Source organism: Roseivirga sp. BDSF3-8 (genome assembly GCF_041449215.1).
Taxonomy (GTDB): domain Bacteria; phylum Bacteroidota; class Bacteroidia; order Cytophagales; family Cyclobacteriaceae; genus JBGNFV01.
Window position 1 is genome coordinate 905001 of the sequence record NZ_JBGNFV010000001.1, and the last position, 16629, is coordinate 921629.

Sequence of the window (16629 nt, forward strand, 5' to 3'; positions counted from 1 at the left end):
GAATCGACTAATTTAAATTGCGAAAGAAACTCAATAGCATTAAAGAATTCATTCTCCAATGCCGGCAAGTCATACTCAAACTCTAGAAACCTCAGCATGGCTTCATGAGATTGTACCAGAGTCTTATATTTAACCTGAAAACCGGAAGACACAATATCTCCTACCCTCAAACCTTGCCGGGAATATTTATCCTGGTAAGCCGGTCCGATGCCCTTTAGGGTGCTTCCTATTTTTTTATCGCCTTTTGCTTTTTCGTTAGCCGCGTCAAGCAATCTATGTGTAGGAATTATTAACTGAGCTTTCTTAGAAATGTGGAGGTTGGACTTTAGGTCAAGGTTAAATTTCCCCAGGTTTTGAATTTCCTTACGAAGAATAACCGGATCCAGTACAACCCCATTACCTATTATATTGGTGATGTCCTTTCTGAAAATTCCCGAGGGTATCTGATGAAGAACATGCTTGATATTATCGAACTCTAAGGTATGGCCGGCATTAGGTCCTCCCTGAAAACGGGCTACCACATTATATTGCGGAGCTAAAAAATCCACAATTTTACCTTTTCCCTCATCTCCCCACTGGAGTCCGAGTAATACGTCTACGCTCATTGTTTGTTGATTTTTAGAAGAGTGTCAATAGCTTCCTGTTCACTAGATACAATTGTAAAAATTGCGTTTAGCTTAGTAATGATCAAGAGCTTTTGTACATGCTGACTTGGGTTTATAAGTAAAACCTCTCCACCTTTATTTCTAAACCTGGTAAGCAAAACCAGCAGCATGGCTATACCGGTACTATTAATATATCTAACCTCAGAAATATCAATAGCACATGCTAAAACCCCTGCCGCAATCTGTTCCTCAATCAGGCGATTAAGGTCTTCATTTTGTTCCGGGCCTATAAGGTCTCCCTCATATCTGACGAAAAATACGTTTTGCTTTACCTTGGTAGAAAAATTCATACTACTTACCCAATTGTATAGCTGAACTCAGCCATACAAATATAGGGAAGAAAATTTGTCACGTGGTTACACGGCTAACTTTAACTACCCCGGGTACTTTTTTCAGTTTTTTGATAAGTAGTTCGAGGTGTTTGGTGTCCTGAACGAATACCATTATGGTGCCATCAAAAATACCGCTATCGGAATCTATCGTAATGGACCGCATATTAACCTTCAACTCATGCGAGATGACTTCCGTCACATCATTTATCAAGCCAACCCGATCTGTGCCAATAATCCGGAGACCTGCCAAAAAAGCTATCTCTTTCTGACTCATCCATTTCGCCTTGACGACACGGTAGCCATATTTGGATAATAACTCGGCTGCATTGTGGCAAGTTGTCCTGTGAATTTTTATTCCTTCATTGACTGTGACGAAACCAAATACATCATCTCCAGGAATGGGATTACAACATTTTGCCAACTGATAGTCGACAATATCCATATCCTCTCCAATAAGCAGGGAGTCCTGGTCTTCACCCTTAATTTTACTAATCTCCTTTTTGAAGGTCTTCGCATCAGAAATTTCACGGGCAGGGTTCTTATCTATTGTTTCCCGGACTTCTCTGAATTTCTTAATATGAGTGGGGTCAATACTGCCTTTACCTATTTTATAATACATATCGAGCACGGTCTTTTGCTCGAAAAAGGCTCGCATCTGATTAAGGGTAACATCATTCATAGGCAGTTTCATCTGCCTTAGCTTTCTCCTTACTATATCCTTGCCTTCAGAAGCACTGGCCTTCTTTTCTTCTTTTAGGGCATCTTTAATAGCACTCCTGGCTTTGCTAGTAGCCACAAACTTCAGCCAGTCTTCATTAGGTTTCTGCTTTTTAGAAGTGAGTATCTCTACCTGATCGCCATTTTTCAGAATGTGATTTAAAGGCACCAGCCTCTGATTTACTTTCGCCCCCAAGCAATTAGCCCCAATCTCGGTATGTATATCGAAGGCGAAATCGAGGGCAGTCGCCCCATGCGGAAGGGTGCGCAAGTCACCTTTCGGGGTAAACACAAAAACCTCCTCATTAAACAGGTTACTACGGAAGTCGTCAACGAATTCAATAGCCGACGTTTCCGATTGTTCAAGCATGTCCCTTACCTTGGATATCCATTCTTCCAAACCACTCCTCTGCGAAGCATTTTCTTTGTATTTCCAATGTGCGGCAAAACCCTTTTCGGCTATCTCGTCCATCCGTCTGGTACGGATTTGAACTTCCACCCACTGGCCTGCCTTACTCATTACAGTAGTGTGTAATGATTCATAGCCATTAGCCTTCGGGGTACTTATCCAGTCTCTGAGCCTGTCTGGGTTGGGTTTGTAATAGTCTGTGACAATGGAGTATACCTGCCAACATGCGGCCTTTTCTACCTCTATATCAGTCTCCAGAATGATCCGGACAGCGAAAAGGTCATAAACTTCCTCAAAAGGGATATTTTGCTTTTTCATTTTATTCCAAATAGAAAAGATGGATTTAGGCCTTCCTTTGATCAGGAAGGGGTAACCAAGCTTACTTATCTCCTTTTGAATAGGGCTTATAAAGTTTTTTATGAATCGAGTCCGGGCTGACTTTGTCGCCGCTATTTTTTGGGCTATTTCACGATAGGTATCCTCATCCGAGTATTTAAGGTAAAGATCTTCAAGTTCAGATTTGATAGTATACAGTCCAAGCCGGTGAGCAAGGGGTGCATATAGGTAAATGGTTTCGTTGGCAATTTTTAACTGCTTATGCCTGGGCATGCTTTCAAGGGTACGCATATTGTGCAGCCTATCTGCCAGCTTAATAAGAATAACTCTAACATCTTCCGACAGGGTAAGAAGCATCTTACGGAAGTTTTCTGCTTGCTGAGAGCTACCATGTTCAAAAACTCCGCTGATTTTGGTAAGGCCATCAATGATCTTAGTCACCTTAGGTCCAAAATCTTTATTTATATCTGTGAGTTCGTATTCAGTATCTTCTACTACATCATGAAGCAGGGCAGAAACAATGGAAGTGGTACCAAGGCCGATCTCTTCGACACAAATCTGAGCAACGGCTATGGGATGGTAGATATAGGGTTCACCGCTTTTTCTACGCATATCCTTATGCGCATCTACCGAAGTGTTAAATGCCTTTTTAATAATTTTGGCATCCCCATCCTTTAAAACAGGCTTGGCCTTTCTGAGTAGTCTGCGGTACCTGCGCAGAATTTCTTTTTTCTCTTCTTCTATATCGACTGTGATCATACGGTCGTCAATATCCAACTAATACGGTTTACGTAAATTTTAGGAGCAAAATGGTTATTCTATCGAAACCAATAGTAATTCCAAGGCGGAAAATTTGAAAAAGTTTAGCAGGTGGCTGGAATAATAGGTGAAACTTTGCTTCCCTTAGGTAAAATCAGTTCGGTATTACTGAATTGGCTGATATTAAAATACTAACTATCCAGAAGAAATTGAAGAGCTGCCAAGCTTATTTAGCACAGCCTATTGAGGATATAAAATCTAGAATTATTTGTTTGGAGATTAAAATAGGTGCACGTATCTTTGTGCCTCAATTGACGCGGATGTGGCGAAATTGGTAGACGCGCTAGAATCAGGATCTAGTGCCGCAAGGCTTGGGGGTTCGAGTCCCTTCATCCGCACAATGGAGCAGAGCTCCTTTTTTTATTAAAAATTTGACGGAATTTTAGGTAATTAAAAAACTTATTCCTTAAATTTGCCGTCCGATTTGACCGATAGCGGATGTGGCGAAATTGGTAGACGCACTAGACTTAGGATCTAGCGCCGCGAGGCATGGGGGTTCGAGTCCCTCCATCCGCACAATAAAAAGAACCCTCGATCTCGATACAGGTTATTTGGATTGAGGGTTTTTGTATTTACAGACCTATAATTTTTACTGCCTTGGACATTAATCTGAATAAAAAGTCGAACACAGAGGCAACGCTAGACGTGGTCCTTAAAGAAGAAGACTACAAACCACAGGTTGAAGCTAAGCTGAAGGAATACAGCAAGAAAATGAACCTGAAAGGGTTCAGACCCGGCAAGGTTCCAGTACAGGTTGTACGAAGAATGTACGGACAGTCTGTATTAGTAGAAGAAGTAAATAATATCCTGAATAAGGCGGTAACTGATTATATCCGTGAAAATGAGGTGAAGGTAATCGGTGAACCTTTACCCGACTTGGAAAAAGCTAAATCTATCGATTGGGAAAATGACACAGAGTTTTCATTTACATATGAGGTAGGTCTCGCTGATGACTTTGAATATGACCTTTCTGAAAACCAGGAGGTTACCCGCTACTCGATCAAAGTTGATGACGCTACGATTGATGAAACTATCGATAACCTGCGCCAGCAATATGGCAAAATGACTAATCCTGAAAAAAGTGAGGAGAGTGACCTGCTATATGGTGAATTGATAGAAAAAGACGGTGAATTTAACACCAACACTCTTCTCAACATCTCTAAGGCTGAAATGAAAGAACAAGGAAAATTCATTGGCGTGTCGAAAGACGATGTCATTGAGTTTGACCTCCGAAAAGCTTTTAAGAGCGATGAAGATGTGGCTGCCCTTACCAACAAGCAGGACGATGAAGTGAGTGATCTTAAAGGCACCTTCACTTTCCAGGTTGAAAATATCAATCGTACAGAACCTGCAGATCTTGATCAGGAATTTTTCGATAAGATTTTAGGCCCCGGCACCGCCGTAACTGAGCAAGAGTTTAAAGAGAAGGTAAAGGAAATTCTGGAGAGCAATTATTCTAAGGAAACGGAAGGCTATCTGGAGTATAAGATCCGCGAAAAAATGGTGGATTCAACAGAGATGGAACTTCCTAAAGATTTTCTTAAAAAATGGCTCCTAGCGACCAACGAAGGCAAAATTACTGAAGAGGATATCGATAAAGATTTCGACCTTTATGTAAAAGACCTAAAGTGGACGCTAATCCGGAACAAAATTGCTGATGACTATGAGGTCAAAGTAGAGCATGAAGATGTAATGGAAAAGGCGAAGGATATGATTCGTCAGCAGCTGGGAGGCATGGCTAACCCTGCGATGGAGGCTAATATGGACGCCTTTGCCGACAACTATCTGAAAGGGGAAGACGGACAGAATTATATGCGGGTCTTCAATGAAGCGAGAACAGAGAAGGTCTTCGAATTAATTAAAGAAAAGGTCAAAATCAACGAGAAAGATGTGACCGCCGAAGAGTTTCAAAAAGAAGCGGCAAACTAAAATACTTGCATTACGTTAATATAAAAGTCCTTTCAACAGAAGGGCTTTTTTTTATTTTTGCCAAGATACTCACGTAACACTACCAAAATGTTCGATAAAGAAATCAGCAGAGAAGAATTCCGTAAATACGCTGTCAAAGGACAAGGTCTGACCAGTTCGATTGTTGACTCCTACATTGGAAGAGTTGAAAACATGACCCGTTCTGTTATTGAGGAACGTCCTACAAGATTTGCGGAAATCGATGTTTTCTCCCGCCTTATTATGGACCGCATTATTTTTCTTGGAATGCAGGTTGATGACAACATCTCTAACATTATTACCGCCCAACTTCTTTTCCTCGAGTCAGTGGATTCTAAAAAAGATGTTACCCTCTACATTAATAGTCCCGGTGGGTCAGTGTATGCCGGATTAGGCATATATGACACAATGCAACTTGTAGGACCTGATGTTAGTACAATCTGTACTGGTCTTGCTGCATCTATGGGCGCAGTGCTTCTTGCGGGCGGTGCTGATAAGAAAAGAGCTGCTCTGCCTCACTCAAGGATCATGATTCACCAGCCGCTCGGAGGAGCGCAGGGACAAGCGTCGGACATTGAAATTACTGCGAAACAAATTTTAATTATTAAAAAGGAGTTATTAGGTATACTTGCCCAACATTCCGGTAAACCTTTAGAAGAAGTAGAGAAGGACTCCGATCGCGACTACTGGATGAAAGCTGAAGAGGCTAAAGCTTACGGGCTTGTAGATGAGGTGCTGGCAAAGCGCAATCAGTAGTCGGATATTGACGAATTAGATCTTAGATACTAACGTAATGACACAGCAACTTTCCTGTTCATTCTGTGGAAGAAGCCGAAAAGAAGTTGATCTTCTTATATCGGGAATCCACGCTCATATTTGTAATGATTGTATTGACTCAGCTCTGGATATTAAAAATAAAGAGCTAAAAACAACCTCCCAAAGCACTATGCCGAAGCTAAAGCTTATACGGCCTAGGGAGATGAAAAAATACCTGGATGATTATGTGGTAGGTCAGGACGAGGCGAAAAAGGTAATTTCAGTAGCTGTTTACAACCATTATAAAAGGCTGAAACAGGAAGTCCAGGAAGACGATGTTGTTATTGAAAAGAGTAACATCATTATGGTAGGGGAAACCGGAACCGGTAAAACTTACCTGGCACGTACTCTGGCTAAAATACTCCAGGTGCCTTTCTGTATTGCTGATGCCACTGTGCTTACAGAAGCCGGTTATGTAGGGGAAGACGTAGAGTCTATTCTTACCAGACTGCTTCAGTCAGCTAATTATGATGTAGAGGCAGCCGAACGTGGTATAGTTTATATCGATGAGATCGATAAGATTGCACGAAAGTCAGATAATCCAAGCATCACACGTGATGTAAGCGGAGAAGGCGTTCAGCAGGCTCTATTGAAATTGTTGGAAGGCACTTCAGTGAATGTCCCCCCGCAGGGCGGGCGTAAGCATCCTGATCAAAAAATGATTACCGTAAATACAGAGAATATCCTCTTTATTTGTGGTGGTGCTTTCGATGGTATTGCCAGAGTGATAGGTAATCGACTCAATACACGACCTATCGGCTTTGCCACGAATGAGGAATCTGAATTTCTTGGTTCTATCGATAAAGAAAACCTATTGCAGTATATTTCTGCACAAGATCTTAAAAACTTTGGCCTTATACCTGAGCTAATTGGCCGTCTACCGGTATTAACACATCTTGATCCACTGGATGCAGAAACGCTTAAGCTAATACTGACTGAGCCTAAGAATGCACTGGTGAAACAGTATAAGCAGTTGTTCCGAATGGAGGAAATAGAATTGGAGTTCGCAGAAGACGGACTTGATTATATAGTGGAAATGGCAGTAGAATTCAAACTCGGTGCCCGAGGTTTGAGGTCAATATGTGAGGCTATTCTCACTGAAGCAATGTTTGACCTGCCTGGTAAGGAAATTAGAAAACTAAGGGTAGATAGAGAATATGCCTCTAATCAGTTTAGAAAATCTAAGTTCAATAAGCTTAAAGCAGCCTAGGCCTGTTTTAAGTTAAAGAATTAACAATTTGCTCCGCTACTTCTAGCGGGGCATTTTTTTTGCCTAAGCGTTTCTTCAAATCCGAGTATTCATTCAGCATATTTCGACGATAACTCGTATCGTCTACTAAGCTTTGTAACTCCTTTGTAATCATAGAAGGAGTGAAATCGTTCTGGATTAACTCTTTGACCACTTCCTTTTCAGCCACAATATTAACCAGACTGATAAAGGGGACTTTTATGACCTTTTTAGCAATTGAATAGGTAAACGCACTAGTTTTATAACACACCACCTGGGGAACTGAAAACAGAGCTGTCTCAAGGGTTGCTGTACCGCTTGTAACAATTGCTGCCTTTGAATAACTCAATATGTCATATGCTGAATCAGTAAGAACCGTCACTGACGGATGCTCCATTGCTGCATCATAAAGCTCTACTGGTAGGTTAGAAACAGCAGCTACCACAAAATGAAAGTCAGGAAGCTGATCTACTACCTGGAGCATGACATCTAACATCGATTTTACCTCCTGATATCGGCTCCCAGGCAGTACAGCAATTATCTGGTCATTTTTTTGACAAAGGATTTTAGCATCAGCAGAAGGGCTATAATCATTTATCAATGATATAAGGGGATTACCTACAAAAATAGCCCCTACCTCATATTTTCTAAAAAAATCGACCTCAAAAGGGAATATGACATATAACTTATCTACAAATCGCTTTATTTTCTTTGCTCGTTTTGTGTTCCAGGCCCAAACTTTAGGGGAGATGTAGTAATGAACGGGTACCCCTAAGGATTTAGCAAACGCAGCAATTCTGAGGTTGAAACCGGGATAGTCAATAAGTACGATCGCATCGGGAGCAAATGATCTTATATCCTTTTTACATTCTTTAAGAAAAGACCTGATCTTTCGTAGGTTAATTAGCACCTCCCACACCCCCATAAAGGCTGTCTCCCTATAATGCTTAACTAACTTCATTCCGGCAGCTTTCATGCCATCTCCCCCCCACCCTCTGATTTGAGCATCGGGATCCATCTGCATGAGATATTTAATTAATTCACCTCCATGAAGATCACCAGACCTTTCTCCTGCAATAATGTAATACCTCATGAATGAAAATAAAGAAGACTATTCGCCGAAATATTCAACGAAGTTTTTGGGGGTTTCATAAAGTTTTAAGCTGTGAAGCGCTGCTTGAGGAGCTATCTCTTTAACCTTATCGAACAAAATGGACCAAAACTCAATGATGAGAATTTCACAACTGGCCATCTTGTCTTGCATAAAAGGCACATCCAGATTAAGGTTCTTATGATCTACCTGTTCAATAATCTCTTTCTTAACAAGATCGCCAAGCTTCTTCAGATCAATGACAAATCCGGTATCAGGGTCAGGCAGCCCCTTAACAGTCACAATTAGCTCAAAATTATGACCATGCCAATTTGCATTAGCACAAGGGCCAAAGACTTCCTCATTTTTTTCAGGAGACCACTTCGGATTATAAAGTTTATGGGCCGCATTGAAATGCTCTTTCCGGTTTACGTAAATCATTCCTTCACCACATTTTCGAATAGAACGCAAATATACAGCCCATAATTCGAAAAAATTAGAATAGCGATGAATTACTGCGTGTTACGGAATAATTCACGAAATTGCGACAAATTCAAGCATAATGATAGTAGTCACCGGAGCAGCAGGGTTTATTGGAAGTGTTTTGATAAGCCGCTTAAATAAGGAAAACTATAATCACATAGTTGCAGTGGACAAGTTCGATCACCCTGAAAAGAACAAAAACCTAGCGGGCAATAGACTGCTAAAAAAGGTTGATCGTTCACAACTCGGACAATGGATTGATGAAAACGGTGAGGAAATAGAATTCATTTTTCATATTGGTGCCCGCACTGATACTTCTGAGTTTAACAAATCCCTGCTATGGGAATTAAATACAGATTTCACAAAAATGATATGGGAAAAATGTATAGCATTCCAAATCCCGCTGGTCTATGCATCCTCAGCCGCCACATACGGTGTTGGCGAATATGGCTACAAAGACGATGAATCCACTATTAAAAAATTGAAACCATTAAACCCTTATGGTGAATCTAAGCATGAATTCGACCTTTGGGCCCTTGATCAAAAAGAAAAGCCATTCTTTTGGGCCGGCTTAAAATTCTTTAATGTATACGGGCCAAATGAATATCATAAAGGTCGCATGGCTTCAGTTGTATATCATGCTTATAATCAAATAAAAGAAACGGGGAAAATGCGCCTGTTTCGCTCTCACAACCCTCAATACAATGATGGAGAACAGATGAGAGATTTCATCTATGTTATGGATCTTGTGGACGTATTAGTGTTTCTGATGAAGCATCGAAAAAATTCAGGCATTTTCAATCTTGGAACCGGAACAGCACGTACGTTTTTGGATTTGGTTACAGCAGTATTTGAAGCTCAAACCCTGCCCCCCTCAATAGAGTTCATTGATACGCCTAAAGATATCCGAGATACGTATCAATACTATACAGAAGCAGATATGAGCAAATTACGATCTATAGGATACTCAAAGCCTTTCACGAGTCTGGAGTCCGGCGTGAAAGATTACGTAACAAATTACCTTTTAAAACAAAAAACCGTATAGTTAATGCCTATACGGTTATATCCACTAGTTTTACTAACTAGTCAGAGGCTGTTGTTATAGTATCCTATAATCTTAGCCAGGTCAACAGGTTCTTTTAAATCAAGACCATTAACCTTTGCATATTTCTTAATCTCATTTCTTTTCTCTCCGAAAACCTCCAGGTTCCGGTTCTTATTACTTTTTATTTCGACCATTTCTTCCCCATTGTAGAAGAAGTAATCCATTTTTTTAAGGATTTCATTGTCACGACGTCCCATATCAGCTCCTTCCATGTAGTTAGCCTTTTTCAAGTAGGTATAGTTTACCCTGACTATGGACATAGGATTTCCATTAAAATAAATCTCATAGAAACCTTCAGTGGGCTCTTTATCCGTTAATTCACTAACGTTAACGAACTTTCTAGAGAGACCGGTAGATTCATCACCAAAAACGAAATTTTTAACCTTATTACCTTCAAGAAAGAAATTCTCATCGGTCTTCTTAATCTTCACGTAGATTAGATTGGAGTTAAGGTTATATTTCAATTGCACGCCTTCGATGACCTTCCCAACATACAGTTCTAAGGAACCAACCTCAGACCACTCATCATCCAAAAAATATGATCCTTTTGTATCGGGGGGAGGAAGTGATTTACCCATGAGGATGCTACCCGTAGGAACACTTAAAAACTCTAATCGATCCGTCATGTAATCATTCTCCTGGGCAAAAAGGCCAACAGAAGATACAAGCAAGAGACATAGTGTAGTTAGTGAAAATATCTTCATAAAACTTATTCATTTTATTTAGGACACCAAAAATAAGCTTTTCCCTAAAAAAAAAGAGGTCTTAGATAAGACCTCTTTTTACATAATGTATTACGTACAGGATTAGTTTCCTGTGTATGTCAAAACATATCCCTGACCAGCGTTGGTCCAAGGACCCTGGCCATAACCAGGATCAGAAATCTGAGGGAAGGTGATCGTGTTGTTAACAGGATCAAAAGTACCTTCACCGCTCCAGATCACACCGAATTCACCGGGTTGATCCAACGTCACCGTATTACAAACATCAGTGAAGCCACCACTAATAGGCAGACCTTCAAAGGTGCTGTAGAAAGGAGTCTGGTAGTCCAGATTTAAATTAGGGGAATCAAATGTAGTACCTGAACCTTGCGTGATAGATACTGTATACACTCTAGGATCAGCTATGTTCTGATTTCTATAAGCTGTTACAGTATAATTACCTGCAGGAATCTCGGTAGGACAGAAAACACCTACGCTGAATGAACAAGTACCATTATAAGCAGACTCGTTGCATATATCAGCAGACCACTGATCTATACGCTTACCTGATTCAGTGATATAAGTGTAATCAACAAGGAAGCTTTCACCCACATCCAAGGTGTCACGATCGACTCCAAAAAGAGACTCAATTTCAGCGGTTCCAAAAGAAACATTTGAAGGAACGCTCTGTATAGTTGTGTAAAGCCTTCTTTCAGAGAATTCAACTACGCTATCTTCGCCATTTTGGTCTTCAGTTATATAAAAGCCATTGTAGGTTAAGTATATTTCAACCTCGTCAATGTTTACATAACCATCAGAATAAGCGTCAACTGTGAACTCAACGTCAGTGTTGTCGAAATCATTTGGGTTAATAAGGCCCAAGTTGCCTTCAACAATACTTACTCTTGGGATGATTCCCTCTTCAACAGTGTCTAACTCTGGAACAGGAAACTCATCTTCATTTTGACATGCTGTGAAGGTTGTAAAACCCGCAGCAAGCATAAAGAAAAGATATTTATTTATTCTATTCATCAGTTCAAGCTTTAGTTAATGTCCCAGAATACAGGAGTAGTTACTAATTCAGTTGGTGCATTGCTATTACCCTGAATTTCTGCAACTGACATCGGTAACCTCAAAACAAACTCATCATCAGCTAAGAAAGGAGAGATTGAAGGAGGAAGAGCTGAGGGATAACCTGTACGACGGTAGTTATTATAAGCCTCAAAGCCATTACCAAACAAAGCTTTATGAGCTTCTGTCATAACAACATCAAGTTTACCGCTCGCAGAAGCATTGTCGTAACGATCTAAAACGTCCGCTACATAAGCCTCTATACCATCATTAACAACATCAGCATCATAGTTATTGGCAGCAGCTTCATCAACGCTAACACTATAGTCAACAACTTTGCTCATTGATGCTCTGATTCCTTCCTCCAACTGCACACGAGGATCCTCTGATACACCTAAAGTAAGAGCAGCTTCAGCAAGGATAAAGTGATGCATGAAGTTAGTAAGTAAAGGAAGAATACCGGCACCTTGACCACCATCTCCTACTTCAGCTTCATCACCCTGACCAGCATCATATTTACCACCTACAGGGTATACACCGAATACAGCACGGATGGCATCATCTGGCGGAAGGCCGCTAGGATCACCGTGATCTCTACCTGTGTATCCGTTGCCCTGGTATCCATAAGGACAGTCTACTGTCTCACAAGGAAGGTTGTCACCTTCAGGATCAGAAAGGTCCTGACGATAGATGTAGTAAGGCAGACGAGGATCATTATTAGTGATCAGTGCATTCATGAAATAGTTGTTCATGTAATACGTCTTACCTGAAGCATACGAGTTTACATAAAGAGGGTGACGGTTCAGTGGCGCCTGGTTAGTACCATAGTTAAACTGAAAGTCATCATCGTTTGATGCAATGAAAGAAGAGTCCGCATCCAGAAGGGCTGTAATGCCTGTACGTGCACGAGTCTCGTCATAAAGCCTGATTTGGTTATACAGCTTCAACAAAAGCGTATTAGCAAATTGCGTGTACTGTGCTACATAAGCTTCAGCATCACCACCGTACATCATGTCAGCAGAAGGAACGATACCGCTCTCATCTCTGGCAAAATCAGCAAGACCCTCATCAATCAGGGCGAAAACAGAGTCATAAACCGCTTCACCGCTCTGAAACTGAGGCTGCTGGTTAGCAAGGCCCTGGAAGGCTTCAGAATAAGGAGCTGCACCCCACATATCTATAATTAAAGAATAGATATAAGCTTTGTGCAGTTTACCAACACCTGAGTAAAGGTAAAGTGAGTCTTGCTCTGAAGTAGGGATGAATACTTCTAAATCCTGCAGAGAGCCAGCAAATAGCTCTTCCCAGCTTTCGCTGTAAGAGGCTGTACTCTGCTCATAACGGCTAAAAGCTAAGCCATAGAAATGCTGGATATAAATAGAAGTACCCTCATTAATCTGGTCATTCAGACCCCAGGCCATTGCACCTTGAATTGCAGGGAGCAACAGATCCAGTTGAGCCTCAGAAGGCTGAATAGGGTCTTCATTTATGTTAAGCCATTCTTCTCCGCACGAGGCCATAAAGAGCATCGTAACAGCGAGAAACGCAGCTTTTACTTTTATATATGATTTTCTCATTATTTCCATCGTTTTAGATTAGAAACTAACACTGATGTTCACACCGTAACGTCTCGTAGTTGGTGCGTTAAGGAACTCAAGTCCTTGTCCGTTACCACTACCCAGAGCACTAACTTCAGGGTCAAGACCAATCTCTTCAGGAATATTAGGTGTGAAGAAGAAAAGGTTTCTTCCAGAGAGTGTGATTGAAGCTCTTCCGAATGGAGTGCTTTCAAGAACAGACTTAGGAAGTGAATAACCAAGTGTAACTTCTCTTAAACGAATAACTGTAGCATCATAAGTTAAGAGGTCATCGAACCAAGTCAGACCATCAATGAAGTACATTTCATTTACAGATACAGGGATGTTGTTTTCCTGTAGGTTACCATCTTCGTCAAGGATAGGCTCACCGCTTGAGTTAGAAAGATATCCAGGAATAATACGGGCAACATCTCTTCTGTCGTCGTTATAAGAAAGCACACCTCTGGAGATTGTCTGGTTAGCAGTGAATGAATAAAGATCACCACCTTGTCTCCAGTCAAACAGAGCTGTCAGCGTAACTCCTTTATAGCTCAGTGTATTAGTGATACCGAGTGTGAAGTCAGGGTTAGGGTCACCTATGATCTGAAGGTCAGGATCTTCAATCAACAAGCCAGTGTTCTGGTTGATGAGGAAGTTACCATCTTCCGCTCTAAGCGCGGCAGAACCAAGAATCTGACCATAAGGAAGGCCTTCTCTGTGTACAATACCCAGGTTAGAATAACCACCAACAACGATTTGGTTAGTGTCTTCTCCAAGGTCGATAACTTCTGTATCGATATGAGTGAATGCAGCATAGACATTCCATGTGAATCCACTCGCTGTAGATACTGGCGTTACATCAAGTCCAACTTCGAAACCTTTGTTTTCTACCTCACCCACGTTGATGATTGCACCAAGTGAACCAGTGGTAGGAGCCAGGTTTGTATTTACGATCTGGTCAGTAGACGATCTGTGGAAGTACGTCGCGTCAAGACCAATACGGTTCTGGAAGAATTTCAGGTCAGCACCAACCTCGAATTCTGTAGTGAACTCAGGCTTAAGGTTAGGGTTACCTTCCGTGTTACTGATCGATTGGTTATTATAGGTAGTAGCTCCAACAGTGAAAGGGAAGCCCATTTCTGTTCCACCAACACCAGGATTGTAGTTAGTCTGAACAGTTGTAATAACCTGGTAAGGTCCGGCCTCATTACCTACGCGAGTGTAACCTGCGCGAAGTTTACCGTAAGAAAGCACATTGCTCTGGATGTCAAATGCATCTGTGAATACAACTGATCCACTTACACCAGGGTAGAAGTAGCTTCTTTCCGTCTGAGGAAGTGTAGATGACCAGTCATTTCTAGCTACCACGTTAAGGAAGGCCCAATCTCTGTAGCCTAACGTTACGTCAGCAAATACAGCGTGGTATCTTCTACGGTTGTAATCTTCACCAGAAGTCTGAATAACAGTATTATTCAGGTAATCGATACCAAATGCAATGAACTCATTACCATTTACAAAATCGTTAGTAAATGTACGCTGGTTAGCGTTGTGTCCAACGTTTGCGCTAAAGCTGAAGTCCTCGTTAAGGTCTTTGTTAATAGCGAATAACAGGATACCGTCCATTTCCTCGAAAGAGTAGTTGTCGATATACATTGAACCTAGCTCAGAACCGGTCTCGTATGAACCTCTACGCGTAACAGATTTTCTTTGATCTGTATAAGCGTTGAAACCAGCCTGGTATGAAACTGTCAACCAATCGGTCACGTCATATCCAAGAGTAACTTTACCAAAGTAACGGTCTACATTAGAGGTGTAGAAGTTATTGTTGGCTACCCAGTAAGGGTTATCCTGATCTTGTCTGTAGTATACGTTTCCGCCTGTGATAGGATCCTGATAAGGAAGAGAAGCAAGATCGATACTTACAGGAGTAAGCATAAGTCTTCTGAATACAGAAGAACCACCCGCGATACCAGGAGCAACCAGAGGAGTCTTCTGCTCGGACTTCACATAGTTCAGTACAGCATTAGCAAAGAAACCATTACCAAGCTGTGCATTGGTACCTAGGTTAAAGCTTGTTCTGTCAAACTCAGAGTTAGGAATGATACCTTCGTTATCAGCTCTTGAGATTGTAGCTGAAATAGCAGCTTTTTCTCCACCAGAGCTAACTGTAATCGAGTTTTCGAAAAGTGAACCAGTCTGGAAGAAATCTTCTGCGTTGTTATGAGGCTCATAAGCAACCTGAGCACCCGCAAATTCGGGGAATACTGCCAAACCAGGATTAGCAGAGTAAGGATGCGCTACTGAATCAATATCACTGAACGGTGCACCCCAGTTACCTACGAAACCACGGTTGAAGCTATTAGCACCACCCTGTCCATACTTTTCAGTATAATCAGGAAGTTTTGCCACCTCTTCAACGTTATAAGAAGAACTCAAGGTGATCTCAAGACCAGTCTTAACACCGCTTTTTGCACCTTTAGTAGTAATAACCACAACACCGTTGGCTGCACGAGAACCGTACAGGGCAGCAGCAGCAGCACCTTTCAGTACAGTTACTGACTCAATGTTGTTAGGATCAAGGTCAATGGCACGGTTAGAGAACTGGTTACCACCAGCAAATGTGGTAGATGCGTTAACGTCATTGTTGAAAGGTACACCATCCACCACGAATAGGGGCTGGTTGTTACCAGTCAGTGAGCTATTACCACGAATAGTAATGTTAGTAGACTGACCTACCACACCACCTGAACCGGTAATGTTAACACCAGGTACTTTACCTGAAATAGAACGAAGCACGTCAGCCTCAGCTTTCTGTGCAATTTTCTCGCTACCTACTTCAGTTACGGCATAACCAAGAGCTTTCTGCTCTCTTTCAATACCGATAGCTGTTACTACAACTTCAGAAAGCTGAGTAACGTCTTCCCGCATCGCTACATCAATAACGCTGCGATTACCGATCTGGACTTCCTGAGTCTGCAGACCGATATACATGAATTGAAGGGTAGTTGCCCCTTCGGGAACGGCAAGCTTATAGTTACCGTCAATTTCAGTTACTGTTCCTACGGATTGATTACCTTTCACAATAACGGTCACACCTGGGATGGCTTCACCCGTTTCTGCTGAGGTCACTTTTCCGGAAACAGTACGCTGAGCCCACGCCTCGCTTATGAGGGCAGACACCAGCACGAAGCTAATAAGTAGAATCCTCTTCATACTGCTTTTGTTTAAGTGATGAATTTAACCCAATTCTATTGTTTCCAAGATCAAACATAAAATAAATTATCGTCAAATAAAATCATTTCAATTCTTTTTTAAAAGCACCTCTAAGCCATT

The 16629-nt window shown here is 41.4% G+C and carries 13 protein-coding genes and 2 tRNA genes (1 of these 15 cut by a window edge); 6 read left to right on the forward strand and 9 right to left on the reverse strand.

What is annotated here, in order from left to right; translation table 11 throughout:
• The 3 genes in view from AB9P05_RS03565 to AB9P05_RS03575 are tightly spaced (at most 58 nt apart) and all read right to left on the reverse strand, a layout consistent with a single transcriptional unit that may run on beyond the window.
• A protein-coding gene (locus tag AB9P05_RS03565) for an adenylosuccinate synthase (protein WP_371907436.1) crosses the window boundary here: on the reverse strand, window positions 1-605 show its 5' end (the start). The gene continues 691 nt to the left of window position 1, outside the view; the window shows 605 of its 1296 coding nt (coding positions 1-605); the start codon lies at window positions 603-605; its stop codon lies beyond the left edge, outside the window.
• Window positions 602-955: an STAS domain-containing protein gene (locus AB9P05_RS03570; protein ID WP_371907437.1), complete on the reverse strand. Its 354-nt coding sequence runs from the start codon at window positions 953-955 to the stop codon at window positions 602-604. Before AB9P05_RS03570 ends, AB9P05_RS03565 begins: the two co-directional genes overlap by 4 nt.
• Before the next feature lie 58 nt (window positions 956-1013).
• Window positions 1014-3218, reverse strand: coding sequence for a bifunctional (p)ppGpp synthetase/guanosine-3',5'-bis(diphosphate) 3'-pyrophosphohydrolase (locus tag AB9P05_RS03575; RefSeq protein ID WP_371907438.1), 2205 nt, complete (start codon window positions 3216-3218; stop codon window positions 1014-1016).
• A gap of 316 nt (window positions 3219-3534) precedes the next feature.
• On the opposite strand from AB9P05_RS03575, the gene AB9P05_RS03580 reads away from it, so the two are divergent.
• The 5 genes from AB9P05_RS03580 to clpX all read left to right on the forward strand — a co-directional run bounded on the left by AB9P05_RS03580 (window position 3535) and on the right by clpX (window position 7251).
• Window positions 3535-3616: transfer RNA gene (locus AB9P05_RS03580), tRNA-Leu, on the forward strand.
• Window positions 3617-3712: 96 nt separating this feature from the next.
• Window positions 3713-3794: transfer RNA gene (locus AB9P05_RS03585), tRNA-Leu, on the forward strand.
• Window positions 3795-3875: 81 nt separating this feature from the next.
• The gene (tig, locus tag AB9P05_RS03590; RefSeq protein WP_371907439.1) at window positions 3876-5207 is read left to right on the forward strand and encodes a trigger factor; all 1332 of its coding nucleotides are present in this window, start codon (window positions 3876-3878) and stop codon (window positions 5205-5207) included.
• Window positions 5208-5294: 87 nt separating this feature from the next.
• Complete coding sequence (locus AB9P05_RS03595; protein WP_371907440.1) at window positions 5295-5981, forward strand: ClpP family protease; 687 nt, start codon at window positions 5295-5297, stop codon at window positions 5979-5981.
• 37 nt (window positions 5982-6018) lie between these two features.
• Window positions 6019-7251 (forward strand): ATP-dependent Clp protease ATP-binding subunit ClpX, encoded by a 1233-nt coding sequence (gene clpX / locus AB9P05_RS03600; protein WP_371907441.1) that lies wholly within the window; start codon window positions 6019-6021, stop codon window positions 7249-7251.
• 7 nt (window positions 7252-7258) lie between these two features.
• Here clpX and lpxB read toward each other — a convergent pair whose 3' ends face one another.
• Together lpxB and AB9P05_RS03610 are read right to left on the reverse strand one after the other, a co-directional pair.
• Window positions 7259-8362 (reverse strand): lipid-A-disaccharide synthase, encoded by a 1104-nt coding sequence (gene lpxB, locus AB9P05_RS03605; protein ID WP_371907442.1) that lies wholly within the window; start codon window positions 8360-8362, stop codon window positions 7259-7261.
• A gap of 18 nt (window positions 8363-8380) precedes the next feature.
• Window positions 8381-8800: a 6-pyruvoyl tetrahydropterin synthase family protein gene (locus AB9P05_RS03610; RefSeq protein WP_371907443.1), complete on the reverse strand. Its 420-nt coding sequence runs from the start codon at window positions 8798-8800 to the stop codon at window positions 8381-8383.
• 121 nt (window positions 8801-8921) lie between these two features.
• Between AB9P05_RS03610 and rfaD the strand changes: the two genes are divergently transcribed.
• Window positions 8922-9887, forward strand: coding sequence for an ADP-glyceromanno-heptose 6-epimerase (rfaD, locus tag AB9P05_RS03615; RefSeq protein WP_371907444.1), 966 nt, complete (start codon window positions 8922-8924; stop codon window positions 9885-9887).
• 41 nt (window positions 9888-9928) lie between these two features.
• Here rfaD and AB9P05_RS03620 read toward each other — a convergent pair whose 3' ends face one another.
• The 4 genes from AB9P05_RS03620 to AB9P05_RS03635 form a co-directional block, all read right to left on the reverse strand.
• On the reverse strand, window positions 9929-10618 hold the full coding sequence (locus tag AB9P05_RS03620) for a hypothetical protein (RefSeq protein WP_371907445.1): 690 nt from the start codon (window positions 10616-10618) through the stop codon (window positions 9929-9931).
• 135 nt (window positions 10619-10753) lie between these two features.
• Window positions 10754-11680, reverse strand: coding sequence for a hypothetical protein (locus AB9P05_RS03625; RefSeq protein WP_371907446.1), 927 nt, complete (start codon window positions 11678-11680; stop codon window positions 10754-10756).
• 11 nt (window positions 11681-11691) lie between these two features.
• Entirely contained in the window at window positions 11692-13296 is a 1605-nt protein-coding gene (locus AB9P05_RS03630; RefSeq protein ID WP_371907447.1) for a SusD/RagB family nutrient-binding outer membrane lipoprotein, read from the reverse strand.
• Between the two features lie 18 nt (window positions 13297-13314).
• The gene (locus AB9P05_RS03635; RefSeq protein ID WP_371907448.1) at window positions 13315-16509 is read right to left on the reverse strand and encodes a SusC/RagA family TonB-linked outer membrane protein; all 3195 of its coding nucleotides are present in this window, start codon (window positions 16507-16509) and stop codon (window positions 13315-13317) included.
• Between the last annotated feature and the right edge of the window lie 120 nt (window positions 16510-16629).